We start from the raw sequence: 25,018 nt of genomic DNA on the forward strand, positions 1-25,018 counted from the left end.
GTCCGATGGGTCGGCCCGGGGCCGAGCGGCCGAGCGGCCGGTCGGCCCCGGACTCGCTAACCTGGGCAAAGGTGCCGATGGCGGTCAGCCCGGGTGCGCCTCGGGTGACTGCCGCGTCAGGCCGTCGCGGAGGTGAGCGATGCCCGCTCAGGAGCGACCACAGGGGCTGCCGAAGGTCGCGGCTCTGGTGCTGAGGTTCCCTTTCACCCTGGCCACCGCTTCGACCATCCTGGTCGTCGGACTCGCCACCGGTGGTCTGTGGAACGCGCTGCAGGACCGCTCGTGGTACCCGGACGTGGCCTTCGGCCTGCCGTCTCTGCAGGCTGGGCGGTGGTGGACCCCGATCACGGGCTCGATGCTCGGCGCGACCCCGCTGGACTACCTCCCGATCATCCTCGGCTTCGTCCTGCTCGTGGGGTTCGCCGAGTTGCGGCTCGGGACCAGGTGGGCCGCCACCGTGACGGTGACGGGCCAGATCGGGACGGTCCTGCTGACGTCCGCGGTGCTGGCCGTGCTCCGGACCACCGGGTGGGCCTGGGCCCAGGAGCTGGCGCGAAGCGTGGACGTCGGGTTCTCGGCCGGTGCGCTCTGCGCCGGGGCGGTGGCCTCCGCCACCCTGTTCTCGCCGTGGCGCCAGTGGCTGCGCCTGGGCCTGCTGGTCTACGTCGGCGTCTCGGTGCTGTTCGTCGGCACCCTCAGCGACCTCGAACACCTGCTGGCCGTGGGCGGCGGGCTGGCGGTCACCCGCTGGGTGACGGTGCCGGGCGCGGCCGCCGCCTCGGGGCGGTTGAGCCGCAGACAGTGGCGGCTGCTCGCGGTCGCCGGACTGGTCGTGCTGGCCGCGATATCCGTGGTGGTCTGGCTCGCCCCGAGCCGCGGGCCGATGGGCTCGACCTACGGGCTCAGCGGCTCGGGCTGGCAGGTGCTGATCCTGGTGGCCCTGCTCGTCCTGCTGGCCGACGGGCTGCGCCGGGGCAGCCGGGTCGCCTGGTGGTGGACGGTCGTGGTGGCGGCGCTCTACGCCCTGCTCGGTCTGGTGGTGGCCGTCGTCTTCGCCGTCGGCAAGATCCTCGACCAGCAGGTCACCGTCCAGGGCGCGGCGGTGTTCGTCCCCACCGCCGTCGTGTGGTCCGCGGAGCTCCTGGTCCTGCTCGCCGGGCGGGACGCCTTCCGGGCGCGCCGCCCGCGTCCGCTCCTCGCCCGGTGGCGCGGCTCGCCCAACGGAGCCGGCCCGGCGCAGGACACCCAGCAGCGGGCGGCCGACCTGCTGCTGCGAGAAGGCGGCGGAAACCTCTCCTGGATGACGACCTGGCCGGACAACACCTACTTCTTCGCCGCGTCGCAGGACGGCTATCTCGCCTACCGGGAGCACGCCGGGGTCGCCGTGGCGCTGGGCGACCCGGTCGGCGCGCCCGACGGCCGGGCCGAGACGATCCGGCAGTTCGCCGACATGTGCGACCGCGCGGGGCGGGTGCCGTGCCTCTTCTCGGCCACCGCCGCGGCCGCCGGGATCACCGAGCACCAACTGGGCTGGCGCTCGGTGCAGGTGGCGGAGGACACGATCGTGGACCTGCCGGACCTGGAGTTCCGTGGCAAGGCCTGGCAGGACGTGCGCACCGCGCTGAACCGGGCCAAGAAGGAGGGCGTGGAGTACCGGATGGGGCCGTTGGCGGAGCAGCCCCGGGCGCTGCTCACCCAGGTCTGGCAGATCTCCGAGGAGTGGGTCGGGGACAGCGGTCTGCCGGAGATGGGCTTCACCCTCGGCGGGGTCGAGGAGGCGCTGGATCCCAGGATGCGGGTGGGCCTGGCGCTGTCCGGCGACGGCCGTCTCCAGGGCGTGACCTCCTGGATGCCGGTGTACGAGGGAGGAGCGGGAGGAGACGGTGCGGGGGAGGCCCCGGGCGCGAGGAACGGCCGGCCGCCTTCCGGATGGACGCTGGACATGATGCGGCGGCGGCACGACGGCTTCCGGCCCGTGGTCGAGTTCATGATCGCTTCCAGCTGCCTGGAACTGCGCGAGCACAGCGCGCAGTTCCTCTCCCTCTCCGGGGCCCCGCTCGCACGCAACCCGGCCGCCGGCACACCGACCGGCCTGCAGCGGATCCTGGACCGGCTGGGGAGCGCCATGGAGCCGTACTACGGCTTCCGTTCGCTGCACGCCTTCAAGGCCAAGTTCCAGCCGCGGTACGAACCGATGTACCTGCTCTACCGCGACGAGGCGGACCTGCCCAGGATCGGCGTCGCGCTGCTGCGCTGCTACCTGCCCGACGCCTCGGTGCGCGACCTGGTCACGGCGACGGCACGGCGGGGCTGACCCGGCGGGGGCACGATGAACTGGCAGGCCGTCGGCGTCTACGTCATCATCGTGCCGCCCAACCACGGGCTCGGCCTCTGGATGCTCGGCGCGTTCGTGCTGACCTTCCTGGGCACCCGCCTGATCACCCGGATGATCCGCAGCGGCCGGGGGCCGTTCCGCGACGTCGAGGTCGGCGGCATGCACCTGCACCACGAGGTCTACGGGATCCTCGGGATGCTGGTGGCCGGGGCGATCGAGTTCGCCTACCGGCCCGGCACCCCGGGAGCGCAGCTCCTCGCGGCGCTCTTCGGCGGCGGCGCGGCGCTGGCCCTGGACGAGTTCGCGCTCTGGCTGCACCTGGAGGACGTCTACTGGTCCAGAGAGGGCCGCAAATCGCTGGACGCGGTCTTCCTGGCGGTGGGCGTCGGCCTGCTGCTGGTCGCCGGGTTCAACCCGTTCGCCAACTCCGGCCGGACCAGCGCCGACCGCGTGGTCTTCGCCGCCGTTCTGGTGTTCAACCTGCTGCTCTGCGTCGGCGCGATCCTCAAGGGCAAGACCGCTCTGGGCGTGATCGGGCTGCTGGTCCCCACGGTGGCCGCCGTGGCGTTCGCACGGCTGGCCAAACCGACGTCCCCGTGGGCGCGTTGGCGCTACCAGCCCGGCTCCCGCAAGGCCGAGCGCGCCCGGAACCGCTACCCGGCGGAACGCCGGACCCGGATGGACGCGCTCAAGGACTGGATCGGCGGCGCATCCAGCCACTGACCACCACCGCCGGACGCATCCTGTCGTGACGACAGACACGCCACCCGCACTCGGCCGACGTTCGGAGCTCCACGAGCGGAGGTCCCGGTCAGTGCGGCTGTCGAGTCCGAAGGATCCGCTCGACCACGGCGGGGAAGGCCGGGACGGTCCAGGTCGGCCGGGCGGTGTTCGGTTCGGACGCTGTGTGGGTGCCGTAGGTGACGGCGACGGAGCGCATACCGGCGTTGCCGGCCATGTGCAGGGTCGCGGGTGGTGTCTCCGACCATGACGGCTTCGCCGGGCGGGAACCCGAGGTCGGCCAAGCCGGCGAGGTCGCCGAGGCGCGGTGCGGCGGTGTCGTAGCGGCGACGGCGGTCCTCAGGTGGTGGAGCCGGCGGCCGCGCCGGTCGCCAGGTCGGCGCCCCAGCGGGCGATGTCGGCCTCCAGGTCGAGGGCCCGCATCTTCGACGTGTCGTCGGCCGCCGGCCAGTCCTCGCGCGGCACCCGCCACATCACCTCGAACTCGTTGCCGTCCGGGTCCTTGGCGTAGAAGGACTTGGACTTGTGGTGGTCGGTGGCGCCGACGAGCGCTCCGCGCTCGCTGAGCGCCCGGCCGATCTCGGCGAGCTCGCCCAGCGTGCCGACCTCCCAGGCCAGGTGATAGAGGCCGACCCGCCCCTGCTGCGGGCCCGGCGCGTCGGCCCCGATCGCGAACAGGCCGAGATCGTGGTCGTTCAGGGATTCCTGGGCGCTGAGGAAGGCGGCCCGACCGGGGATCTCGACATCGACCTTGAAGCCGAGCACCTCGGTGTAGAACGAGACCGAAGTGGCGACGTCGCGGATGTAGAGAACGGCGTGGTTGAGACGGCGTACCGGCATGGGTGCTCTCCTAGCAACGTTCAACCCTGAACTGAACCCTTCCGACGATAGCCACTCATTCGAATTTGAACAAATGGCGGGTGGGGTGCGGATGCAGCGCGGTCACATCAAGCCGATGCGCCTGCGCCGGTCATGGCCGGGAGGGGCCACCAGCAGGCGGGGACGTCGCGCATGACCAGAGCGCAGTCCAGGGTCGCGGTCCCCGGCGGGAAGCGGTCCGGGTCGTCGAAGAAGGAGGACGCGGCGGAGCGAACCCGAGCGGCGTCCACGTGCCAGGCGTCGGTCCGCAGTTCCATGCCGTCCAGGTGATCGCCGGAGCCGGTCGCCGAGAAGCCCTTCGCTCCGCTCCGGAAGAAACGGGACGCCTCGGCGAGATCGGCGAACAGCTCGCTGCCCCGCAGCTCGTCGGAGAGCTCGACGGTGACGTCGACTCGCGTGTCGCCGTCCCGTGTCGTCAGTGCGACGCGCATCCGGTCCGGCGTCTCGTGCACCTGGAAGTCGGCTCGGCCGTGTTCGCCGGGGAAGAGGCGCCCTCCGGCCCAGACGTTGAGCCGCGAGGCGGTGTCCCGCTGTGGGATGTACACGCCGGTCTCGACGCCCGTCGGCCCGTCCCACTCGACGGCGATCCGATGAGCCGCGTTCTCGCTCCGCAGTCCGAACCCCATCGGCGTCCAGGCGGGCCGGACCTTTCCCAGGCGCAGCAGGCAGATCCCCGCGACCGCGTAGCCGTGGACGAGTTGCGGGCGCAGCGGCCCGGGGAGCAGGCGCGCCGCGGCTTCCGCCGCGACGCGGTAGTTCACCAGCAGCCTTCGCTCGACGACGCTGGACAGGCGCGGTTGCCTCACGAGCCCTCCCTCGGCGCGCCGGGGTCACCGGGGCGCCAGCTGGTGTGACGAAGCACGATCTGCTCCGGGCAGACGGCGCTCAGAAACCGACCGATGCAGGTCGCCAGGCGGTCCCCGGCCCGGGCGTAGAGGATCCGATTGCCCTCTCGTCGCTCGGTGACCAGTCCGGCTGCCTTGAGTACGCCGAGATGCCGTGAGATCGAAGGCGCGCTGATCGCGAACCTGGCCGCGATCTCGCCGGCCGCGAGCTCGCCGTCTCCAAGGTCCTCGAGGATCTGTCGCCTCGTCGGATCGGCGAGCGCACGGAAGGCTCCCGCCTCGTCCTGAGCCTCTGTCATGCCACGTATTTAGCACAATTGCTAAATAGCCGACAAGGGGTCACGGGCCTCCGTCGGCAGCCGCCACCGATCGCCTCGGGGCAGCCCGCCGACTCGGGCGCAGCGCCGTCCGCGGCGTGTCCGCAAGCGACCTGCCGCCACGAGATTCTCACCGGCTGCGTCATCACCGAGTGTCCGGCACGCTGGTCGACCTGGTTCGCGTACCGCTTCGGCTCCGGCCCGCCCGGCGGCTCGTGGGCGGGCTACCGGGCGAAGCGGCGGTAGAGCCAGAACGCGAGCCGGCCGGCGCCCCGTGCGCCGGTCTCCTCGCCCGCCTTCCGCGAGGCCTCGACGGCGGCGAAGCCGTAGGTGCGCATCTCCTCCTCGTAGCGTCCCACGGCACCGACCACGTCGTCCGGTGTCTCGATGAGGGCGCGCACCAGCACGCCCGCGTCCTGCAGCGCAGTGTTCGCGCCCGAGCCGCGCGCCGGGCTCATGGCGTGGATCGCGTCCCCGAGGACGGTCACCCGGCTCGGCGCCCACGCGGCCACCGGCACCGCGCTGCGCACGCGAACCAGGAAGGTCTGCTCGGCCTCGGCCAGGTCCACCAGCCCGCGCAGGTCCGGGTGCCAGCTCCGGATCGCCCGGCGGGCCAGCCGGTGCAGCTCGGTCGGGTCAGCCGACGCGTCGGCGAGGCGTGCGTCGTCGACGCCCAGCTCTCGGGCCTTCGCGGTGACCGCCCACATCAGGTAGTCGTCGGCCGGCGTGAGCTGTACCCACGGCGCGATCCGTCCGGCCGCCGACTCCGGGCGCTCGCGCAGACGGACCAAGCCGGTCGCCATGCCCACCTGACCGCCGACGACGGCCGTGAAGCCCTCCAGAAGCGCGGGTGGCAGCAGGGCTGACACGGCGTCGGTGAGCGGCGTCCGGCCGTAGAGGCAACGACCGCCTGTGTCCACCACCTCGGCGTTGGGCAGCATGTGCCGTCGTACGGCGGAGTGGACGCCGTCGGCGCCGACCAGCAGATCCGCCTCCTCCTCGCCGCCGTCGGCGAGGTGCACCCGTACGGCTCCCGCGTCGGAGTCGGCACCCGGATCCTGGCTGAACCCGGCGACCGCGCGGCCGTAGTGGACACGCCCGTCCAGACCGCCTGCGAGGATCTCGCGCAGCGTCCTGCGGTTGACCGAGGTCGCGAGAGTCGCGGCGGCGTACGCGTCGGCCCCCTGGTCGCCGGCCGTCTCGTGCAACACCCGCAGCCGCTCGCTCAGCACGGTGAAGCGGCGGCTCGGCGTCGCGCATGTGGCCTGGAACAGCGAGAAGAGCGCCGGTGGCAGGCAGCGCTCCAGCGCCAGCCCGGCGCGGGCGTCGAGATGGAGCCGGTACCCCTGCCGTCGGACGTCCGGGCCCGGGTCGCGTTCGAAGACGTGGACGTCGCACCCGGCTCGCAGCAGGCCCTGCGCCAGGCACAATCCACCCAGCCCGGCCCCCGCGACGGCCACCCGTAGTCCGTGCAGCACGGCTCGTTCCCCCGGCTCGCCCATGGTGTCGAGGATAGGGCGACCGATCCGACCGAGGCACTGCACTGGTGCCGGTTTCGACGTGTGGGGCGTGAGCGGCGGCCGCTGGGCCGGGTGTGGTCATGCGTCCGGCCCTCCGGCTGCAGCGTTCACGTCGGTGACGAATGGCAGGATGACGACCGGTCCGGTTCCACGACCCGGCCGGTGAGGGAGGCTGAGGTGGGGCAGGGCCAGGAGCGCAGAGCCGTGTTCGGGCGCGGGACGCGGCTGCTCCAAGCAGCACGCCGGACACTCGGCGAGTACCACGTCGCCGTGGACCGTGTCCGGGCGTGCGCCGGACTGCTGCGGGAGCAGGAGGTGGCAGGCGCGCTCGAAGAGATTCCGGTCGCGCGACTGAACGAGGTGACCGAGGGGCGTCTGCGGGTCGGCACGCTGGAGTCGGCCGGTTTCCGGACGGTGGGAGCGGTCCACCGCGCCGAGGTGTACGACCTGCTGCGCGTGCCGGGAATCGGGCGGGCCACAGCGTCCCAGGCCAAGGCTGCGGCGCAGGCCCTGGCCCGCGCCGCGCTCGAAGCCACCGCCGTCCGGGTGGACCCGGACCGCCGGACCGAACCGGCAACCGAACTGATCGCCGCTCTGTATCCGTTCGTCCAGTCCGGGCCCGCGCTTCCACCCGCCTGCGAAGGAGCCGCGGGGCTGGCGCACACGGTGGAACCGTTGTTGCAGGCAGCGGCTGCCGCGCGGTCCCGTGCCGCGTGGTGGTTCACCAGCCCGCAGCGCCGCGCCACCGCGCGGGACGCACTCAGCACCCTGAAGACGGTCCTCACCGCCGCTCGGAGCGACGGAGCCGAGGAGGCTCTCACACAGGCGGTGACCGACCTGCTGCGCCGTCCCGCATCGGTGGACGAGGCCTGGTGGGAGTTCGTCACCAGGCCGGTGGAGTTCTACACCGTGCTGGGGCGGCTCGCGGAGACCGGCCCGCTCGACGCCGCCGCTGCAGAGGGCCACCTGCCCGACGAGCTGGCCGAGCAGGTCCGCGCACAGGAGTTGGACGTGACCGGACTGAAGGTCTCCCTGCGCGGCTATCAGGCCTTCGGCGCGCGCTACGCGTTGGCGCGGCGCAAGGTCGTGCTCGGGGACGAGATGGGCCTGGGCAAGACGATCCAGGCGATCGCGGCACTGTCCCACCTGTCGTCCCGGGGGGAGCGGCACTTCCTGGTGGTCTGCCCGGCGAGTGTGCTGGTCAACTGGCTGAGGGAGATCGAGGCGCGTTCGACCCTGGCCGCGTTCCGCCTCCACGGTCCGGACCGCGATCCGGCCCACCGGGCATGGCGCGAGCGGGGCGGGGTCGCGGTGACCACGTTCGAGGGCCTGCGGCACCTCGACCGGATGCCACGAGCGGAACAGGCCGACGTTGCTCCGTTGGCGATGACGGTGGTCGACGAGGCGCACTACGTGAAGAACCCGGAGGCCCAACGCGCCCGGCACGTGGCGGCCCTGGTCGACCGCAGCGACCGGGCGCTGTTCCTCACCGGCACAGTGATGGAGAACCGTCTCGGGGAGTTCCGCAACCTGGTCGGCTACCTCCAACCGCGCCTTGCCGCGCAGCTCAGCGACAGCGACCAGGTGGCGGGCGCGGCAGCCTTCCGGCGCGCGGTCGCGCCCGCCTATCTGCGCCGCAACCAGCGGGACGTGCTGACCGAACTGCCCGAAGTGGTGCACACCGACGAGTGGGCCGAGTTCAGCCTGACCGACGCCGCCGCCTACCGGGACGCGGTGCTCGCGGGGAACTTCCAGGCCATGCGGCGCGCCGCTTACGCCGCGCCGGACCGGTCGGCGAAGCTCGACCGCCTGAGCGAGCTGGTGCGCGAGGCCTCGGCGGCCGGAGAGAAGATCCTGGTGTTCTCCTTCTACCGGGACGTCCTGCGGGCCGTCGAACGCCGTCTGGCCGCTGATCGCGGCGCCGGCCCTGCGCTGTTCGGACCGCTGACGGGAGGCACCGGCGCCGCGGCACGACAGGAGACCGTGGACGCCCTCACCGCCCACTCCGGTTCGGCCGTGCTGCTGTCCCAGATCCAGGCCGGCGGTGTCGGCCTGAACCTTCAGGCCGCGAGCGTGGTCATCCTGTGCGAGCCGCAGGTCAAGCCCGCACTCGAGCAGCAGGCGATCGCCCGCGCGCACCGCATGGGCCAGACCCGCCGCGTCCGCGTCCACCGCCTGCTCACACCGGACAGCGTCGACCAGCGCCTGCTGACCCTCCTCGGCCGCAAGGAGCGCCTGTTCGACGCCTACGCCCGTCGCAGCGACGCCGCCGAACTCGCCCCGGAGGCAGTCGACATCGCCGACGCCGGCCTGGCCCGGCAGATCATCGAGGAGGAACAGCAACGGCTGGCGGCGCAGTCCGTCAGCCCCTGAGAGAACGGAACGGGGCAGGCACCGGAGGCGCCGCGCGATCATGCTCCTGGGGGCAGGTCAACGTTCGGCGGGCACCCGCGGACGGGGAACGCCGTGGAACACCTGCCGGGCGTGCCAGGCGCGGTGTCGGAGGTGCACGCGTTGCACGCCGGCCTGCGGGCCGAACAGCGGCTGACCGGCCAAGGCGATCACCTGGCGTCCGGTGGGTCTCCCGGCGACGAATCGCTGGGAGACCATGACGGTGTCGTCGTCGACGAGGCCGAGGACCCCCATGTCGAAGAGCTTGTGGTGCAGTGAGCACAGGCACAGCCCGTTCTCGACCTCGTCGGGCCCGTCAAAGGCCCACCAGCGCACATGGGCTGCTTCCAGGCCGACGGGCACGGCGCCTCTGCGGCCGTCGTAGCCGCAGAGGGGGGAGTCGTCAGCGCAGCCAGCCGCCGTCCACGGCGCGGGCGCCGGCCTGGAAGCGGCTGCGTGCGCCGAGGAGGTCCATCAGCTCCGAGATCAGTCGGCGGACCGTGCGCTCGGACACACCGAGCTTGCGAGCGGCCACCAGGTCGGTCTCGCCCTGTTCGAGGAGCCGGACCAGTGCGAGGTGCTGACTGGACATACCGCTGACGTCGCGGCTCCGCGAGTCGCCCAGCGGGGCCGCGCCCGCCCACACCAGGTCGAACAGCTTGCACATCGCCGCTACGACGCCCTTGCCCTGCACCACCGTCGCGGCGTCGGGGCGGTCAGGATCCAGTGGCAGCAGCGCGACCTCCCGATCCACGATGATGAGGCGCATGGGCAGCTCCGGCACCGTGCGGACCTGGCCGCCGCGCTCGGTCAGCCAACGGGCGTACTCCGTGGTCGGCCGGTGGTTGCGCACCGAGTCGAGGAACGTCGTGCGCACGTCGACGCCACGCCCCAACAGCTCCTCGTCGAGTGGACGGCTGGCCTCGCGGGCCGCCTCGCTCTGACCCCCGCCCGGGATGAAGGCGAGGACCTGGGACCTGGTCCGCGCCCCGAGCTCGGCCAGGCGGTCCCGGATGGCGTCGACGCCGACGAGGTCCTCCGCCTGCGTGTACCGGCGCGTGGACGCCCTCTCGGCGAGGACGACCTCGAACGCGGCCTGGCACTGCTCGAGTTCGTGGCGGTGCGCCTCGAGCTCGGCCTGCTTCCTGGCCAGCAGCGCCTTGAGCCCCAGTTCCGGGATGACAGGCCGCAGCAGGAGCGGGTCCTCCCACGACGACCTCAGCAGGGAGAGCCGTGCGAGCTCGTCGTAGGCGGTCGCCACCTCGATCTCCGACAGGCCGAGTTCGGCGGCCACGTTGTTCCTCGCGAGGGCGGGACCGCGCAGCAGCGCCAGGTACACCCGTTCTGCCGTCCCGGTCAGCCCGAACGCCCGCAGCACGGTCTGCACGTCAGGACTCGGCGGAGGGGCGGGGTCTGAAATGGGCACGTTCGACCGTCGCCTGCATGCACGCCCCCGTGTTCCGAACGACCAAAACGTCGAGGTATAGGTCTAGACCATCATGCGATCCCCTGTCAAAGACTTTCCGGGCCCCTCGGTACCCGGTCCCGTGGCGGTCGCCACCGGGGTGGCGTAGCGGTCCGCCTGTCCGATCGGCTCGGTCGGATTCCAGGTCATGTACGGGATCTCGTCGTTCTGCGCCGTCTCGTCCGGCCGTCGCAGGACCACCGGGTGGTGGAGATGGACCATGAAGTCGTCGAAGGTGTAGAGCGCCGTCGACGACTGGAGCCGCAGGACGAGGTCCACGTCCTCCCCGCCCCAGCCCTCGTACCGCTCGTCCATGCCGCGGATGCGATCGAACACGTCCCGCCGGAGCCAGACGCAGCCTCCCACCGGCCGGCGTACCCAGAAGCCGCGCAGTGCCCGGGGATCCAGGGCCGGCGCGTCGTCGAGGCACCGGGTCCCGATGGCGAGCTCGCTCGACTCCTCGTCCAGATAGAGCATGTCGCGGTAGGGGAGCACCGCACCCGCGCCCGCCTGGCGCCGGAAGCGGTCGACGTTCCGGGCGACGAAGCCCCGGTCGGGCAGCAGGTCCGCGTCGAAGACGCACAGCGTGCCCGCGCGCGAGGCCGACTGGACGACCCCGACGTTGACCACCCACGCCTTGTTGAACGGGCCGGAATGCCGGACGAACAGGTACTCGTCCGCCAGGGGCTCGATCTCCGCCCGCCAACGGGGGGAGTCGTCGGCCTCCACCACGGTCACCGTGAACCCGCCGTCGACCGGGTCCTGGTCGCGCAGGCTGTTCAGGCAGCTCAGCAGGTTGCGGAGCCGGTGTCCTGCGTCCCCGCGGTCCCGGAACGGGATTACCACCTGCGCGGTCGGACCCGCGGCGGCGTCGCGCCGCCTCGCCGGGATCCTCGTCCCCGGGGGCAGCGTGCCGCGCGAGCCTGCGGCGACGTCGGCGCCCAGGTGGTGGCCCAGGCGCCCCTGGTGCGTCGCCTGCCATGCCAGGTCGGCGAGCTCGCCCATCCGCGCCGGGAAGCGGGCGACCATGGTGGTGAGGACGTCGACCAGACGGCGGTGGTGTTCCGGGACCGTCGGCGCCTGCAGCAACCGACGCGCCGCGGGCGCCCAGGGCGCGGCGTACTCGTCGGCGGCGAGGCGGGCGATGGACTCGGTCACCGGCTGCAGCCGGTACCAGTAGTAGGGATTGGCGTGGCGTGCGCCCAGATCCGCGTGGATCACCAGGGCGTCGGCGATCAGCACTGCCACGCGGCGAGGGTCGTCCGTCCGGAGCGACGTCATGATGGTCTCCCGTCCTCACCGGCTCGTCGCCGGTGACGTCGTGTCGGAATGCGGTTCGCCCGAGGGCTCCGCCGAGTTCGTCGAGTTCGCCGAGTTCGTCGACCTGACGGCCGCCGACGGCAGCAGGCGTTCACTGCGCAGGGCGCCCACGGCGCCGAGCGCCATGAGCGCGGCCACCGCCACCCACAGGGCGGCGGCGCCCCGCTGGCACAGCGCCCCGAACAGGGCCGGCGCGACGGCGGTCGAGGTGGTCCAGGTCAGCTGGAAGACCGCGTTGTAGCGGCCCACTGAGCCCCGTGGCGCGCTGGCGGCCACCACGGCGTTGACGGCGGGCGCGCACACCAGCTCCGCGGCCGTCACCGAGAGCACCGAGCCGCAGGCCACCACGATCCCGGCGGTGCGGGACACCTCGGCCGCCGCGACCATCAGGGTCGCCGAGACGGTGAACAGCCCCGCCCCGGCCGCCAGCAGCCTGGTCCGGCGCGCCCCGGACAGGGCTCGGGTCACCAGGCCCTGGCAGGTGAACACCAGGACGCAGTTGGCCCCGAACGCGGCGCTGAGCAGCCAGTGCGGCAGGCCCACCACCTGGACGAGGTAGGCGGGCAGGGCGATGGTGGGGATCGCCCAGCCGAACGAGATCGCGGTGAACGCCAGGCAGAACACGACGAACCCGCGGTCCCGCAGCACCCGGACGCCCTGTGCCCCGGCGGCGGCGCCGTGCTCCCTGGAGTCGGGCTCCCGGTCGCCGCGCTCCCCGTCGCCGGTCGCCCGGTGACGCTGGGACATGACCAGACCGCCCGCCACCACCGACGTCGCCGCGTCGATCATCAGCAGCACGTCGCTGCTCCGCGCGCTGACCGCGAGGACCACGGAGGAGACCAGGGCGCCGGCGCCGACCACTCCGTTCTTGAGCATGCCGAGGAGCGCATACCACCGGTCGAGCTCGGTCCCCTGCGCGACCTCGGCCACGTAGACCGGCCAACTGGCCCAGTACAGGCGGTCCGCAAGCATCACCAGGAACCCGGTGACGCAGATCAGCGCGAACGAGTGCGCGGTCAGGAACACCATGAACGCCGTCGCGGCGACCAGGTTGCTGAGCGCCAGCAGCCTGACGGGGCCGAAGCGGTCGACCGGGCCGCCCAGCAGCGGGCCGACCGGCAGGGCGAGCATCGTCCCCAAGGACAGCGCCAGACCGACGCTCGCGGCGGACAGGCGGGTGTGCTGCAGGAGGAAGAGGAAGGACAGGGGATAGAACACCCCGATGCCGAAGGCGTCGACGGCCGCGGCGAGCAGGACCCGTCCGTGCCCGCGGATGTCGGGCAGGCCGAGCCACGACCCGCTCATGCGGACTCCCACAGCCAGTGAGGGTCGCCGCTGCGACCGGGGGCCGACACCTCGGGCGACTGCCGTATCTCCTCAAGGGAGCAGTCCGACACGCCATGGTTGGACCGCAGGCGGGCGCCGATGCCCACGGCCCGCCAGAGCACGTCGGCCAGCTCCTGCGTCCACGTCTCCGGCCACTGCCCGGGCGACACGGGTCCGGCGCCCGCCCGTACGGCCTCGACCAGACAGCCGCGGACACCGCGGGCCGAACGCTCCGGCGGTGCCTGCTCCAGCAGCGCCCCGAGGGCGATGCCGTAGCCGACGACCTCCGCCAGCGGGAGCACCGCCTCGCGCGGAGCCGGGGACGGACGGTCCGCGATGGCCACGAACGCGGCCGCAGGGGCCACGCCCGGCCAGTTCCGGCCGACGCGCACCAGGTGGTCGGTCCACGCGACCTTCCTCCAGACGGCGTCGCGTTCGTCCCGGACGGCGACGTGGGCCCGGCCCCGCAGCAGGCGGGGAAGGACGCCGGGTGGCGGGCACACCTCGTCCCTCAGGGTGCCGGCGACGCGTGGGCACGCGCCCCGGCGACGCCGGGGCGCGAGCAGACCACGAACCCCGACCAGCACCTCCACGCCGTGCTCGCGCGCGAACGCCGCGACCGCCTGACCGTAGGAGGTGCCGGCGACGCGGTGGTCCTCGGCGAACTCGGCGAACTCGGCGGCCCGGTGCGAGGGCAGCACGAGAGCGAGCGTGGGCACGGCCCGATCCGGCACCGCCGCGGCCCAGGCGCACCCGCGAAGGGCCGCCAACGGCAGCGCGCTGCCGTTCCACGACTGTCCTTCGGGGCCGAACGCAAGGGCCGCGTCCGGGCGCCGGGAGACCGCACGGCGGAGCTCGTCGACGAGGCGGTGCACCGGTGCGGCGGGCGCCCGGACCACGAGGTGGTGCGTCGAGCCGGTGCCGGCCGCGGCGCGCCACGCACGCACGGCGGCCGGCAGTTCGCCCGGCGACGGCCCGGAGCCCAGGACCGCTGCGCTGATGGCGGGCGTCATGTCGCCGCCGCCAGCGGCCTCGCCCCGACGGCGCCCGCCGGGACCGCCGCAGTCAGCTCACGCAGATGCGCGGCCAGACAGGTGAGCTGGCGGCCGGTCAGGTCGTCGAAGGGCAGATGGAGGACGAGACGGTCGAGTCCGGAGGCCGCGTACCGCCGCAGCAGCGGTCCCACGCCGAGGGCGCCGACCTCGACCACCGAGATCCGGCCCAGGTCGCGGACGCCGAGCGGCATGCTCCGGTCCGCGGTGTTGACCGCCAGGCTCAGCTGCATCGTCGACGGCAGGCGGGCCGCCCCGGCCGGGCCTGTCGGACCGGTCTCGTCGAGTGCCTCCGGGGAGGCGCCGGGGACCATGTGACCGTCCAACAGCGGCGCCAGCTCGGTCAGGACCGTCGGGTCCCCGCTGGCCAGCAGCATGGGCGGCGCCTGGAACCTGGGTGGCGTCTCGAAGCGGACGGTGTCCGGCAGGAGACGCCCACCGCGGCGGAGCACGTCGTCCAGGGTGCGCACGGTGTGGATGAGGTTCTCCCGGCGCCCTTCGCGGTCGAGCCCGTAGAGGGCGTTGACGTTGGACCTGGACCCGGCGCCGATCCCGAGCACCAGCCGGTTGCCCGAGATCTGCTGCAGCATCACCACCGATCGGGCCATGCTCAGCGGGTGCCGGTACCCGGCGCACAGGATCGCCGTTCCGAACTCCTCGAAGGGCAGACCGGTGCCCATCGCATGGGCGAGGTCGGCGACGGGGTCGCCCGCGACGGCCCGGTCCACCCCGTCGTTCTCGGTCAAGGGCACGTCCCGGGTCCACACGCCGGTGAAGCCGAGTTCGGCGACCTGGTGCAGCCGGTGCAGGTCGTGCTGCCACGGGGCGTCGTAGAGGGGCAGGAGCAGTCCGGTCCTCATGGCAGCCACCGTCCCGTCTCCCGCGTGGGGCCCTCAAGCACGGAGCCCTGATGCGCCTGATCGGTGGAGGGACCGGCGGTGGGGTGCGGGGTTGCGGAGACCCGCAGGTCCGGACCGACGACCGCACAGGCGCGGAACGCCCACCCGGGCGCGTCCGAGAGGGTGCGGACTCCGAGATCCGCCACGGCGGCCGGGCCCGCGCCGAGGAGGGTGGGGGCGAGATAGGCGACGATCTCGTCCACGCGGCCGGCGGCCAGGAACCGGGAGGCCGTCACGGGGCCGCCCTCCAGCAGGACCGAGCGGATACCGAGGTCGAACAACCCCGACAGCAGTGCGTCCGGCGCGACCGTGCCGCCGGGCGTCGCCTTGACCTGGAGCACCTCGACGCCGGTCGGCACGGTGACGTTCCTGCCCTGGACGGTGAGGTCCCCGGCGTCGGTCGTGTCGGGGAGCACCAGGACGGTGCGGGCGGAGCCGTCGAAGACCCGGGCGTCGATCGGGATCGACGTACGTCCCGACGCCACCACGATCCTGGTGGGCGCGGGGCCGTCGACGCCGTGCCGCACGCCCAGGTGCGGGTCGTCGGCGCGAACGGTGCCGGCCCCGACCAGGATCGCCTGGTGGAGTGCGCGCAGGCGGTGCGCGTCGGTCCGGGCGGCCTCGGAGGTGATCCACCGGGAGGTGCCGTCGGCGGCCGCGATCCGGCCGTCGAGGGTGGCGCCGAACTTCCAGGTGACCCACGGCCGTGCCTGGGTGACGTTGGTCAGCCAGAACCGGTTGGCCCAGAACGCCTCGGCCGCCAGCAGGCCGCCGACCACGCCGACGCCGGCCGCGGCCAGGGTGGCGGCCCCGCCCGCCGCGGCCGGGAAGGGATCGGCGACGGCGTAGACGACGCGCGTGACGCCGGCCGCCCGCAGGGCCGCCGTGCAGGGACCGGTGCGACCGGTGTGGTCGCACGGTTCCAGGGTGACGAGCGCGGTGCCGCCCTCCACGCGGCCGCCGGCGGCCGCCAGCGCCATGATCTCCGCGTGCGGTTCGCCGTCGCGTTCGTGGCATCCCTCGCCGACGACCCGCTGGTCGCGGTCGAGCAGGACGCAACCCACGGTCGGGTTGGCGCCGGTGCGTCCGAGGCGTTCCCCGGCCAGCCGGACGGCCCGGAGCATGCCGTCGTACTCGGCCCGGGTGTGTCGTGCGGGCATCGGCTACACCCCCGCCGGGGTACGGAAGAGGGCGGCGAACCGCTGCAGCTCCGCGGCGATCGCCCGGCAACGCTCCCCGAGTTCGGGCGACGCCCGCGGCGGCAGGACCTCGCCGGGCAGGAAGTCCTCCGGACAGCCGGCCGCCTGGGTCGGGACGACCCAGCCGCCCATCGCCTTGGCCACGGTCCGCAGTTGCTCGCAGACGACGTTGCCGGTGCGTGGGCCGCTGCCGTTGGCCGCGACGGCGACGGGCTTGTCGACGAAGGCGTCGCCGGGAAGCCCGTCCAACGCGGCCTTGAGCAGGGCGGAGTACCCCCCGTGGTAGACCGGGGAGACGAGGACGACCGCGTCCGCCTCCCGCACCAGTGCCAGCAGGTCCTCCGCGGGCCGCCAGGCGGAGCCCGCGGACGGCACGGCGCCGACCTCCGTCGCGCCGACGATCCGGGGCTCGACACCGGCCGAGCTCAGCGCGTCCCCGAGCGCCCACGCGAGCGCGGCCGTGTACGAGTGCTCCCGTGAACTGCCGGTCAGGACAACAGCTTTCATGTCTCTGCTCCCTAGATTCCGCTGAGCGCCAGGGTGTGCCGGGTGACCCGAGCCTTGGTCTCGAGGTAGTAGCGGTTGTCCTCGGTGACGAAGACCCCGGTCGGCACCACGGCGACCACGTCGATCCCGTACTGCGCCAACTGCTTGGCCTTCTCCGGGTTGTTGGTCAGCAGTCGGATCGAGGTGAAGCCGAGCAGGGTGAGCATCTCGGCGGCGACGCGGTAGTTGCGCGCGTCCGGATCCAGGTTGAGTTCCTCGTTGGCGGCGTAGGTGTCGAATCCGCGGTCCTGCAGGACGTAGGCGTCGAGCTTGTTGTAGAGCCCGATTCCCCGTCCCTCCTGGCGCAGGTAGAGCAGGCATCCGCCTTCCGCGTCGATCTGCCGGGTGGCCTCCTGGAGCTGCGGGCCGCAGTCGCAGCGCGCGGATCCGAGGACGTCCCCGGTCAGGCACTCCGAGTGGAGCCGGACCAGCGGGACCTGTTCCGAGGTTCTGTTGCGCTCGCCGAGGGTGAGCGCGATGTGCTCCCCCGGGTCGCTGAGTCCGGCGAAGGTGTGGAGCTCGGCGGTCACGCTGGCGCCGCTGTTGAGGTGCATCGGGACGCGGACCGTCGCTCGCAGCCGCGCGGACGTGTGCGGCGCGGTGGACTTCTGGGCGGTCGTGTTCTGCATCGGTGCTCGTCCTCTCGTTGGTTGGGGCTCGTCGGCGGTCACTGGCAGGAGTTCGTGGCGGCGTCCCACATCAGGCTCGCCGGGCAGGAGTTGGCGGACTGGGCGGTGACTGCGGAGGCTGTGGGGGACCTGACCCCCGCGCCGACGACGACCAGGGCGGTGATCACCGTGGCGACGACGAGGGACGACGTACGGGCAAGCTGGAGAATCGTGGACATGACAGACTCCGTGTGAGAAGGTGGACCCGGCCGAGTTGACGGATGCGGACAGCCCGGCTCGTGGCGCGCCGCCGGTGGGCTTCACATGCGTGCTGCGTGCTGTGTGTCGCCTGCTGTCCCGTGCTCTTTGCAGCAGCCTCGTTCGCTGACGCATCAACTCTCGCCCACCGCCCGGGCCGCCGCCACAACCGCGGCTGGCCGAACCGTGCACGGCATCATCCGGCCAACTGGTCCGTCGCCGTACGAGTCGGCGCAGGTCGCAGATCAGCGCAGGTGGGCCGTGTCGTTGTAGAGGCGCAGGGACGGCGTCGATCCCGCGTATGCGACGCACGAGAAGGCGGCCGGGGAGAGTTCCATGGCGTGCACCGCCTCGGCCGGCGCCCGCAGTGCAAGCTGCACCAGTGCCTTGACCACCCCGACGTGCGTGACCGCGAGCACCCGCTGTCCCCGGTACCGCGACAGCAGCACGTCCTTGAACGCGTCCACGCGCCGGGCCACCTCGGCGAAGCTCTCCGCGCTCCCCGTGGGGGCCACCCGGGCCGAGGCGCGCCACGCGCGCAGATCCTCGGGAAAGCGCTCCTGCACCTCTGCGGAGGTCAGCCCGTCCCAGTCGCCGAAGTCCGCCTCCCTGAGCCCCTCTTCGACCACCACCTCGAGGCCGAGTCGACGGGCGACGACCGCGGCGGTCTGCCGGCAGCGGCGCAGCGGCGAGCAGACGACGGCCTCGACACCCGCGGCCACAAGGAGCGTCGACCCGGCCGCACGGGCCGCCTGCGACCGGCCCACCTCGGACAGCCCGGGGTCGGCGCCGCCGACTCCGGAGAACCGCCGCTCGGGTGTCAACGCGGTCTCACCGTGCCGCAGCAGCAAGAGGATTGTCAGTTCGGAGCGTGCCTGTTGATTCATCGCGTCAGGCTATCGACGGACCCGGACCGGCCGACTCGTCCGGCAGCGCGAGCGGCTGTCCTGATCCTGCACGGCCGGGTCCGGCCAGCCGGGCGCGCGGGTGGCGGTTCATCACCGACGTGGAGCTCCCGGCGCAGGTACGGCGCTCGGCCCTGAGACGCGGGATGCACCCCGCGCGATTGCGTGGGGTGCATCCAACAGACAACTGGCCTTCCGCGGCCCCGCCCCAGGCGCCCCCGACCGGCGGAAGGCCGAGGGCGCCTGGGGTGGTCATGTGAGGAGGCTCAGTCGGCGTAGTTGTTGACGGCCCACCAGTCCGAGCCCGACTGGGCTTGCGGGACGTTCACGGTCTGCGTCTCCACCAGGCTCCCGGTGGTGTACCCGCCGGAGCACGGCCCCGAGTACTCGTAGAGGGTGACGCTTCCCTCCCACCACCAGCCCCCGAACCGGTTGTCGCTGACAGGGGTGTCGAAGCAGTGGCGGGCCGGCTGGCCTGCCTGGTTCGTGCCGTAGACCGCGACCGAGCCGGTGTTGCCGATGTTGTCGAAGAACTCGATCTGCTGCCCGTTGGTGCCGGCGAACGCGGCACCGGAACCGGCGATGACAGCGGAGACTCCCAGTGCGGCAACGGCCGCACCCCTGGCGAACTTCCTCTTGATGCTCATGACGTCCCCGTGGTGTCGGAGACGGTCGTCCAGTCGCCGGACTGACTGAACGGGATGTACGCGGTGAAGGCGTCGGTCTGGTTCCCGGTGCAGTTGCTCCCGGCGTGGGCGTAGACCGACACCCAGCCGCCCCACCAGTACCCGCCGACCCAGGTCTGGTAGCCCGGCGTGTTGACGCAGTGGCTGACCTGGACGCCGGCCTGGTTGTAGCCGATCAGCTCGATGCTGTTGGCCACGTGCAGGTCGTCCTGGAACATGATCTGCTGACCGTTGCTGCCGGCGAACGCGGTACCGGAGCCGAGGATCGTCGCGCCGATGCCGAGGGCGGCGACGGCCGTGATCTTCGCGGCTTTGGACTTGAGTTTCATGGGCGGTTCCCCCTGGGTGAGTTGGATGTGCATGGAGCCTGGCCGCGTGAGCGTCAGTCGCTGGCGAACCAGTAGTCGCTCGACCAGTCGGTGGGCACGTCGGTGTAGAAGTCGATGACGACGTTGCCGGTGCAGTCGCTGCGGGTGAAGGCGGTCACCTCGACCTCGCCCTTCCACCACCAACCTGAAATGTCGGTGTCGGTGTAAGGAGTCTGGAAGCAGCCCTGCGCCCACTGCCCGTTCTGGTTGTAGCCCTGGAGCAGTACGGAATTGGCGAGGTGCTGGCGGTCGTGGAACTGGATCTGCTGCCCGTTGGTCCCGGCGAATGCTGCACCGGATGAAAGGACTGTCGCTGCGACAGCCGTGACTGTGAAAGCCGCGGCTTTCGCCATCGTGGACGTGATGTTCAAAGGGTGTTCCTCCGAGGAAAGAGGGGGCGACGTGGCGGTCGTGTCCTGCACCGCTCGGGTCGCCGCCTCCAAAGCTTCGCATTCGGATCCCGCCGAGATCGACGATCACCCGCATCACGGTTGCAGATGAGCCGTCCCAGGCCCCTGACCTGCCGATTGAGACAGCAGCACAACCAGCAGTGAGACGTGATCGGCATGGTTGGGGGCCACTTCCCCCATTCAGGAGCCTGCGGCGGCTTTCTCGACCGGCGCCCCCGGTGCGTCCCACGCTCAGCTGGAATCTGTCCAGGAACGGTCTCATTGGTCTCACGGACAGATTGAGACGCCGTCTTGTCGCAGTGGAAAGCCCGGCGGTCCGATACTTGGCAGGGCCGACGGTCGAAACGTGATCGCAGTCGAGAGCGACTCCCGGGCCAGAATCCCGTCTCGCTCTGCAGTAACTGCCCGGCAGGCGTCCTTTTTCGACAATGGCGGTTTGCATCCGCACCACCACTCCCGCACCACCACTACCCAGGGGGAAACCCAATGCGTAAGAAGCTCGCCACCGCTGTCCTCACCGGTGCTGCCCTGCTGGCCACCGGCCTCGGAGCGAACCCGGCCAGCGCCCTGCCCAGCAGCGCGACTTCCCCGATCGCGTTCAACAACGACCTGTGCATGGACGTGCCCAACTCCAACGCCGTCGTCGGCCAGCAGCTCCAGCAGTGGACCTGCAACGGCACCGACGCACAGATGTGGACCACCACGTGGGTTGACGCGACCCACTTCCAGGTCCACTCGGGCCTGAACTACAACCTGTGCATGAACAACTGGGAGGGCGGCGACAACACCGGCAACCACATCGCCCTGTACAACTGCGAGACCACCCCCGACGGTCTGTTCAACTACGTGTCCACCGGCAGCGGCACTCAGATCCAGCCCAAGAGCGCCTGGCACACCTGCGTCAACGGATGGGGCGGCGACGCTGCAGGCAACCAGCTGCGCTTGTTCACCTGCCAGGACGTCGACAACGAGGACCTGATCGAGCTCCCGATGCACTGACGGCCGCCGCCCCGATCGGCTGGATCCGGCCCCGGTCGACGGAGCCTCTGCCAGGCCCCCGGGCCGTCGCCGAATCGGCGACGGCCCGGGGGCCTGCGGAGTTCTCAACCGCCGTGAATGCGTCGAGGTACCCACCGCTCCAAGCGATACGGGCTCTTCTCCCTCGCCGTCCGCGGTGTTCGCGTCGCAGACTGTCCCAGCCACCAGCGGATCACCACGCAGCAACGACGCCTGAGCGGCAGACCAAACGCTGTCGGTCTTCGTGGCGGGGGAGCACGTCCAGTATGACAACGTTATCAAGTGACCCACCCGGCTTCAGGTGCGGCATTGAGCCCCTGGTAGAGGCCGCTTTTGTGCCCGGCAAGAAGGATTCGGACAAGAGTCGGCGGCCACCCGGGCGCAGGTCTCGGTGGCGTTGCCGTGGGCTCGTTGTGTTGGCTGCCTTGACAGTTTGACCGGGTAGGGCCACGCTCCCCCCACGACTTCATTGTCAATGACAACGTTGTCAGACTCCAGGCCATGTCATGAGCTTGGCATACCAGAAGGGAGCTCCAGAGATGGGACACCCAAGCGGGAGACGTCGGGGCGCCTTATCCCTGCTGGCGGCCGGGGCGCTGCTGGCGACCGGCGCCGCCCCCGCGTCGGCGCAATCGCGGCCGGCGCAGCACGCCCGTCCGGCGCTGGTCACCGCGCCGGCCTCGCTCGTCAACCCGTTCATCGGCACATCGAACTCCGCCGACGACTTCCCCGGGGCCGACATGCCGTTCGGCATGGTGCAGTGGAGTCCTGACACCCCGTCACGGCCGGACGGCGGCGGCTACGAGTACAAGGACTCTTCGATCACCGGGTTCAGCCTCACCCACATCGCCGGCCCCGGGTGCGGCGCCGCCGGTGACATCCCCGTCCTGCCGACCGTCGGCTCTGTCGACACCAGTGCCACGGACGGGTTCTCCCACACCGCCGAGTCCGCCTCTCCCGGCTCCTACACGGTCTCCCTGAGCAACGGCGTCAAGACGGAACTCACCGCCACCACCCGCAGCGGCATGGCGCGCTTCACCTTTCCGGCCACCGCACAGGCCAATCTCGTCTTCAAACTGGCTGGCAGTCAGAACAGTGACTCCAACACCCAGTTCACCGTCGTGAACCACAACGAAGTGAGCGGACAGGTCACCAGCGGTTCCTTCTGCGGCGCGAGCAACAGCTACACGGTCTACTTCGACATGGTCTTCGACCAGCCGTTCACTTCCAACGGCACCCAGGCAGTCAAGGCCACGGAGCCCCCAACAGCAGGCGTCCGCCCCAGCGAGAGTCAGCCCGAGCGGCAGAACCACCCGACCCTCCACGGCGCCCCACCGAGGAAGGCCGACACCGCCACTCCGCAGACGGCCGCCAAGGACGGCTACGTCACGTTCAACACCACCAGCACGCAGGTCGTCCAGGCCAAGGTGGGCATCTCCTACGTCTCCACCGCGAACGCGGTGGCCAACCGCACGGCCGAGAACCCCGGGTGGAACTTCGCCGGGACGGAGAGCAGCGCCCAGCAGGCATGGAACTCCCTACTCGGCCGGGTCTCCATCGCGGGCGGCACGACCGCCCAGCAGACGGTCTTCTACACCGCGCTCTACCACTCGCTGCTCCACCCCAACGTCATCAGCGACACCAACGGCCAGTACTACGGCTTCGACTCCAAGACCCACGTCGTCGACTCGGGCCACGGCGCCGCCTACGCCAACTACTCCGGCTGGGACGTCTACCGTTCGCAGGCCCAACTCGAGGCCCTGATCGACCCGCAGGCCGCCTCGGACACCGCCCAGTCGATGGTCGACGACTACACACAGACCGGACAGTTCCCCAAGTGGTCCGAGAACAACGGCGAGACCTACGTGATGGTCGGAGATCCAGCCGACGCCATCCTCGCCGACTACCACGCCTTCGGGGCGACCGCCTTCGACAGTCAGACCGCGCTCACCGACATGGTCGCGGAGGCGACGAACGTCAACAACAACCGGCCCGGCCTGACCTATCTGGAGCAGCTCGGCTACCTGCCCAGCGACGGAAGCTACGGCTGCTGCAACTTCTACGGCCCCGCCTCCACGACACTCGAGTACGACACCGCGGACTTCGCCGTCTCGGCCCTGGCCGGCGCGCTCGGCGACACCACGGATCAGACCGCCTTCGCCAACCGGGCGCAGGACTGGCGCAACCTGTTCCACGCCGGAACGGGATTCGTCCAGCCCCGTGACAAGTCGGGCTCGTGGACCGGGGGATTCTCCGCGACCTCGGGCAGCAACTTCGTCGAGGGCGACGCCTGGCAGTACACGCCGATGGTGCCGTTCAACGTGCACGGGCTGGCGACCGCGATGGGCGGCAACTCGGCGATGGCCACCTACCTCACCACCGACCTGTCCTCACTGACCGGCGCGAACGGCTACACCGATCTCGGCAACGAGCCCAGCCTGGACATCCCCTGGGAGTACGACTACATCGGCCGGCCCTACCTCACCGAGCAGGTCGTGCGGCAGGTCCAGGACCAGATCTGGACCGACAGCCCCTCGGGCCTGGCCGGCAACGACGACCTCGGCGAGATGAGTTCCTGGTACGTGTGGTCGGCCCTGGGGATGTACCCGGAGACACCCGGTACGTCCGACCTGGCGCTCGGCAGCCCGCTCTTCACCCAGGCGGTGGTCACCCTTCCCAGCGGCAACACCCTCACGCTCAACGGCGTGGGCGCCGCCGACAACGCCCCTTACGTCCAGTCGGCCAGCTGGAACGGCTCCCCGTGGAACAGCGCAGCCGCACCCACCGGCAGCATCACCAGTGGTGGCACGCTGACCTTCACCCTGGGCACCACGGCGAACACCGCCTGGGCATCCGCCGCATCCGCGGCACCCCCCTCCTACCCCGGCGCGCCCGGCTACAGCAACACGGGCATCTCGGCGGACTCCGCCTCCTCGTCGGCCGACTTCGACGGAAGCGGCTACAGCTACTCCGCCGCCGCCCTGTCCGCCGCCGGAGTCAACCCGGGCTCCACGGTCAGCGCTGCCGGAACAACCTTCACCTGGCCCGGAACCGCAGCAGGACAGCCTGACAACTACACCGCCAACGGCCAGACCGTCCCGATCTCGGGCACAGGCGCGATCTCCTTCCTCGGCTCGTCCAACAACGGCCCCTCCAACGGCACAGCCACCGTCGACTACACCGACGGCACCAGTCAGTCCGTGGCCGTCTCCTTCTCCGACTGGACGCTGAACGGCGGCTCGGCCACGCCGCTCTCCGGCAACACCACCGCAGTGACCACCACCTACCGCAACCACGCCGGCGCCTCCACCGATCCTGTGAAGACCTACGTCTTCGCGACCGCACCCGTGGCCCTGACCTCGGGCAAGACGGTCACCGACGTCCGCCTGCCCTCCGACACCTCCAAGGGCGGTCTGCACGTCTTCGCGATCGGGTTCACCGCCGCGAGTGCCGCGCCGACCGGGGCGATCGTCTCCGGCGTCGGGTCGAACCTGTGCGCCGACGACAACAACGGCGCCGCGTCCAACGGCAACCGGATCCAGATCTGGGGCTGCAACGGGACCGCTGCCCAGCAGTGGACAGTCGAGCCCGACGGCACCGTCCAGGTGGTCGGCGGATGCCTCGACGTCGCGTCCAGCGGTACCGCCAACGGCACCCTTGTCCAGTGGTACGCGTGCAACGGCACAGGCGCGCAGCAGTGGAAACCGGGCGCGAACAGCTCGCTGATCAACCCCGAGTCCGGCAAGTGCCTCGACGACCCCGGATCCTCCACCTCACCTGGCACCCAACTCCAGCTCTACACCTGCAACGGGACCGGAGCCCAGAACTGGACACTGCCCTGATAGGCCGGTCCAGCAGCCGGTGAACCACCCGGTTGGCCGTTCGAAGCAACGACGGACGGACGGCCAACCGGAGAGGCAGGCCGGCTCGG

At 71.5% G+C, this 25,018-nt stretch carries 23 protein-coding genes and 1 pseudogene; 5 read left to right on the forward strand and 19 right to left on the reverse strand.

Annotation, left to right across the window (positions count from 1 at the left end; all coding sequences use genetic code 11):
* Positions 1-139 precede the first annotated feature (139 nt).
* Both TR49_RS30770 and TR49_RS30775 read left to right on the forward strand, forming a co-directional pair.
* Complete coding sequence (locus tag TR49_RS30770; RefSeq protein ID WP_042387338.1) at positions 140-2,314, forward strand: bifunctional lysylphosphatidylglycerol flippase/synthetase MprF; 2,175 nt, start codon at positions 140-142, stop codon at positions 2,312-2,314.
* A gap of 15 nt (positions 2,315-2,329) precedes the next feature.
* Positions 2,330-3,058 carry a hypothetical protein gene (locus tag TR49_RS30775; RefSeq protein ID WP_201776249.1) on the forward strand — a complete coding sequence of 243 codons (729 nt, stop codon included), beginning with the start codon at positions 2,330-2,332 and terminating at the stop codon, positions 3,056-3,058.
* A gap of 88 nt (positions 3,059-3,146) precedes the next feature.
* On the opposite strand, the gene TR49_RS44100 is transcribed toward TR49_RS30775, so the two are convergent.
* The 5 genes from TR49_RS44100 to TR49_RS30795 form a co-directional block, all read right to left on the reverse strand.
* Positions 3,147-3,293 carry an HAD family hydrolase gene (locus TR49_RS44100; RefSeq protein ID WP_160311659.1) on the reverse strand — a complete coding sequence of 49 codons (147 nt, stop codon included), beginning with the start codon at positions 3,291-3,293 and terminating at the stop codon, positions 3,147-3,149.
* 122 nt (positions 3,294-3,415) lie between these two features.
* Positions 3,416-3,916: a VOC family protein gene (locus tag TR49_RS30780; protein ID WP_042387340.1), complete on the reverse strand. Its 501-nt coding sequence runs from the start codon at positions 3,914-3,916 to the stop codon at positions 3,416-3,418.
* 107 nt (positions 3,917-4,023) lie between these two features.
* The gene (locus tag TR49_RS30785) at positions 4,024-4,761 is read right to left on the reverse strand and encodes a DUF2071 domain-containing protein (protein ID WP_174501623.1); all 738 of its coding nucleotides are present in this window, start codon (positions 4,759-4,761) and stop codon (positions 4,024-4,026) included.
* Entirely contained in the window at positions 4,758-5,099 is a 342-nt protein-coding gene (locus TR49_RS30790; RefSeq protein WP_042387341.1) for a metalloregulator ArsR/SmtB family transcription factor, read from the reverse strand. The genes TR49_RS30785 and TR49_RS30790 overlap by 4 nt, the downstream gene beginning before the upstream one ends.
* Positions 5,100-5,341: 242 nt before the next feature.
* Complete coding sequence (locus TR49_RS30795) at positions 5,342-6,619, reverse strand: FAD-dependent oxidoreductase (RefSeq protein ID WP_084725612.1); 1,278 nt, start codon at positions 6,617-6,619, stop codon at positions 5,342-5,344.
* Between the two features lie 195 nt (positions 6,620-6,814).
* Between TR49_RS30795 and TR49_RS30800 the strand changes: the two genes are divergently transcribed.
* Positions 6,815-9,010, forward strand: coding sequence for a DEAD/DEAH box helicase (locus TR49_RS30800; RefSeq protein ID WP_042387342.1), 2,196 nt, complete (start codon positions 6,815-6,817; stop codon positions 9,008-9,010).
* Between the two features lie 57 nt (positions 9,011-9,067).
* On the opposite strand, the pseudogene TR49_RS30805 reads toward TR49_RS30800, so the two are convergent.
* The 14 genes and pseudogenes from TR49_RS30805 to TR49_RS40465 form a co-directional block, all read right to left on the reverse strand.
* A pseudogene (locus tag TR49_RS30805) lies at positions 9,068-9,418 on the reverse strand (HNH endonuclease); the annotation flags it as partial.
* A 13-nt stretch (positions 9,419-9,431) separates the two neighbouring features.
* Positions 9,432-10,415, reverse strand: a complete 984-nt coding sequence (locus TR49_RS30810; protein WP_084725614.1) for a helix-turn-helix domain-containing protein — start codon at positions 10,413-10,415, stop codon at positions 9,432-9,434.
* A 102-nt stretch (positions 10,416-10,517) separates the two neighbouring features.
* Entirely contained in the window at positions 10,518-11,741 is a 1,224-nt protein-coding gene (locus TR49_RS40460) for a glycosyltransferase family 2 protein (RefSeq protein WP_152627533.1), read from the reverse strand.
* 48 nt (positions 11,742-11,789) lie between these two features.
* Complete coding sequence (locus TR49_RS30820) at positions 11,790-13,118, reverse strand: MFS transporter (protein WP_052434774.1); 1,329 nt, start codon at positions 13,116-13,118, stop codon at positions 11,790-11,792.
* Positions 13,115-14,152, reverse strand: coding sequence for a hypothetical protein (locus tag TR49_RS30825; RefSeq protein WP_042387344.1), 1,038 nt, complete (start codon positions 14,150-14,152; stop codon positions 13,115-13,117). Before TR49_RS30825 ends, TR49_RS30820 begins: the two co-directional genes overlap by 4 nt.
* Positions 14,149-15,051, reverse strand: coding sequence for an LLM class flavin-dependent oxidoreductase (locus TR49_RS30830; RefSeq protein WP_042387345.1), 903 nt, complete (start codon positions 15,049-15,051; stop codon positions 14,149-14,151). Before TR49_RS30830 ends, TR49_RS30825 begins: the two co-directional genes overlap by 4 nt.
* A complete protein-coding gene (gene ribD / locus TR49_RS30835) occupies positions 15,048-16,250 on the reverse strand; it encodes a bifunctional diaminohydroxyphosphoribosylaminopyrimidine deaminase/5-amino-6-(5-phosphoribosylamino)uracil reductase RibD (RefSeq protein WP_063770215.1) in 1,203 nt (400 codons plus the stop codon). The genes TR49_RS30830 and ribD overlap by 4 nt, the downstream gene beginning before the upstream one ends.
* Before the next feature lie 3 nt (positions 16,251-16,253).
* Positions 16,254-16,796 (reverse strand): NADPH-dependent FMN reductase, encoded by a 543-nt coding sequence (locus TR49_RS30840; RefSeq protein WP_052434775.1) that lies wholly within the window; start codon positions 16,794-16,796, stop codon positions 16,254-16,256.
* A gap of 11 nt (positions 16,797-16,807) precedes the next feature.
* Entirely contained in the window at positions 16,808-17,464 is a 657-nt protein-coding gene (locus TR49_RS30845; RefSeq protein ID WP_042387347.1) for a GTP cyclohydrolase II, read from the reverse strand.
* Between the two features lie 38 nt (positions 17,465-17,502).
* Entirely contained in the window at positions 17,503-17,682 is a 180-nt protein-coding gene (locus TR49_RS43160) for a hypothetical protein (protein WP_152627534.1), read from the reverse strand.
* A gap of 264 nt (positions 17,683-17,946) precedes the next feature.
* Positions 17,947-18,588: a histidine phosphatase family protein gene (locus tag TR49_RS30855; RefSeq protein WP_084725615.1), complete on the reverse strand. Its 642-nt coding sequence runs from the start codon at positions 18,586-18,588 to the stop codon at positions 17,947-17,949.
* Positions 18,589-18,872: 284 nt separating this feature from the next.
* Entirely contained in the window at positions 18,873-19,253 is a 381-nt protein-coding gene (locus TR49_RS30860; RefSeq protein WP_052434777.1) for a hypothetical protein, read from the reverse strand.
* On the reverse strand, positions 19,250-19,621 hold the full coding sequence (locus TR49_RS30865) for a hypothetical protein (RefSeq protein ID WP_052434778.1): 372 nt from the start codon (positions 19,619-19,621) through the stop codon (positions 19,250-19,252). The genes TR49_RS30860 and TR49_RS30865 overlap by 4 nt, the downstream gene beginning before the upstream one ends.
* 53 nt (positions 19,622-19,674) lie before the next feature.
* The gene (locus tag TR49_RS40465; protein WP_052434779.1) at positions 19,675-20,031 is read right to left on the reverse strand and encodes a hypothetical protein; all 357 of its coding nucleotides are present in this window, start codon (positions 20,029-20,031) and stop codon (positions 19,675-19,677) included.
* A gap of 525 nt (positions 20,032-20,556) precedes the next feature.
* Between TR49_RS40465 and TR49_RS30875 the strand changes: the two genes are divergently transcribed.
* Together TR49_RS30875 and TR49_RS30880 are read left to right on the forward strand one after the other, a co-directional pair.
* Positions 20,557-21,069: an RICIN domain-containing protein gene (locus tag TR49_RS30875; RefSeq protein ID WP_042387350.1), complete on the forward strand. Its 513-nt coding sequence runs from the start codon at positions 20,557-20,559 to the stop codon at positions 21,067-21,069.
* A 557-nt stretch (positions 21,070-21,626) separates the two neighbouring features.
* Positions 21,627-24,929: a lectin gene (locus TR49_RS30880; protein ID WP_063770216.1), complete on the forward strand. Its 3,303-nt coding sequence runs from the start codon at positions 21,627-21,629 to the stop codon at positions 24,927-24,929.
* The last annotated feature ends 89 nt before the right edge of the window (positions 24,930-25,018 follow it).

The organism is Streptacidiphilus melanogenes (genome assembly GCF_000787835.1).
In the GTDB taxonomy this organism is placed as follows: domain Bacteria; phylum Actinomycetota; class Actinomycetes; order Streptomycetales; family Streptomycetaceae; genus Streptacidiphilus; species Streptacidiphilus melanogenes.

Bases quoted from the DNA above. Each gene is read 5' to 3' on its own strand.
- TR49_RS30770 (WP_042387338.1), top strand. From the start codon at position 140: ATGCCCGCTCAGGAGCGACCACAGGGGCTGCCGAAGGTCGCGGCTCTG.
- TR49_RS30775 (WP_201776249.1), top strand. From the start codon at position 2,330: ATGAACTGGCAGGCCGTCGGCGTCTACGTCATCATCGTGCCGCCCAAC.
- TR49_RS44100 (WP_160311659.1), bottom strand. From the start codon at position 3,293: ATGGCCGGCAACGCCGGTATGCGCTCCGTCGCCGTCACCTACGGCACC.
- TR49_RS30780 (WP_042387340.1), bottom strand. From the start codon at position 3,916: ATGCCGGTACGCCGTCTCAACCACGCCGTTCTCTACATCCGCGACGTC.
- TR49_RS30790 (WP_042387341.1), bottom strand. From the start codon at position 5,099: ATGACAGAGGCTCAGGACGAGGCGGGAGCCTTCCGTGCGCTCGCCGAT.
- TR49_RS30795 (WP_084725612.1), bottom strand. From the start codon at position 6,619: ATGGGCGAGCCGGGGGAACGAGCCGTGCTGCACGGACTACGGGTGGCC.
- TR49_RS30820 (WP_052434774.1), bottom strand. From the start codon at position 13,118: ATGAGCGGGTCGTGGCTCGGCCTGCCCGACATCCGCGGGCACGGACGG.
- TR49_RS30825 (WP_042387344.1), bottom strand. From the start codon at position 14,152: ATGACGCCCGCCATCAGCGCAGCGGTCCTGGGCTCCGGGCCGTCGCCG.
- TR49_RS30830 (WP_042387345.1), bottom strand. From the start codon at position 15,051: ATGAGGACCGGACTGCTCCTGCCCCTCTACGACGCCCCGTGGCAGCAC.
- ribD (WP_063770215.1), bottom strand. From the start codon at position 16,250: ATGCCCGCACGACACACCCGGGCCGAGTACGACGGCATGCTCCGGGCC.
- TR49_RS30840 (WP_052434775.1), bottom strand. From the start codon at position 16,796: ATGAAAGCTGTTGTCCTGACCGGCAGTTCACGGGAGCACTCGTACACG.
- TR49_RS30845 (WP_042387347.1), bottom strand. From the start codon at position 17,464: ATGCAGAACACGACCGCCCAGAAGTCCACCGCGCCGCACACGTCCGCG.
- TR49_RS43160 (WP_152627534.1), bottom strand. From the start codon at position 17,682: ATGTCCACGATTCTCCAGCTTGCCCGTACGTCGTCCCTCGTCGTCGCC.
- TR49_RS30855 (WP_084725615.1), bottom strand. From the start codon at position 18,588: ATGAATCAACAGGCACGCTCCGAACTGACAATCCTCTTGCTGCTGCGG.
- TR49_RS30860 (WP_052434777.1), bottom strand. From the start codon at position 19,253: ATGAGCATCAAGAGGAAGTTCGCCAGGGGTGCGGCCGTTGCCGCACTG.
- TR49_RS30865 (WP_052434778.1), bottom strand. From the start codon at position 19,621: ATGAAACTCAAGTCCAAAGCCGCGAAGATCACGGCCGTCGCCGCCCTC.
- TR49_RS30875 (WP_042387350.1), top strand. From the start codon at position 20,557: ATGCGTAAGAAGCTCGCCACCGCTGTCCTCACCGGTGCTGCCCTGCTG.
- TR49_RS30880 (WP_063770216.1), top strand. From the start codon at position 21,627: ATGGGACACCCAAGCGGGAGACGTCGGGGCGCCTTATCCCTGCTGGCG.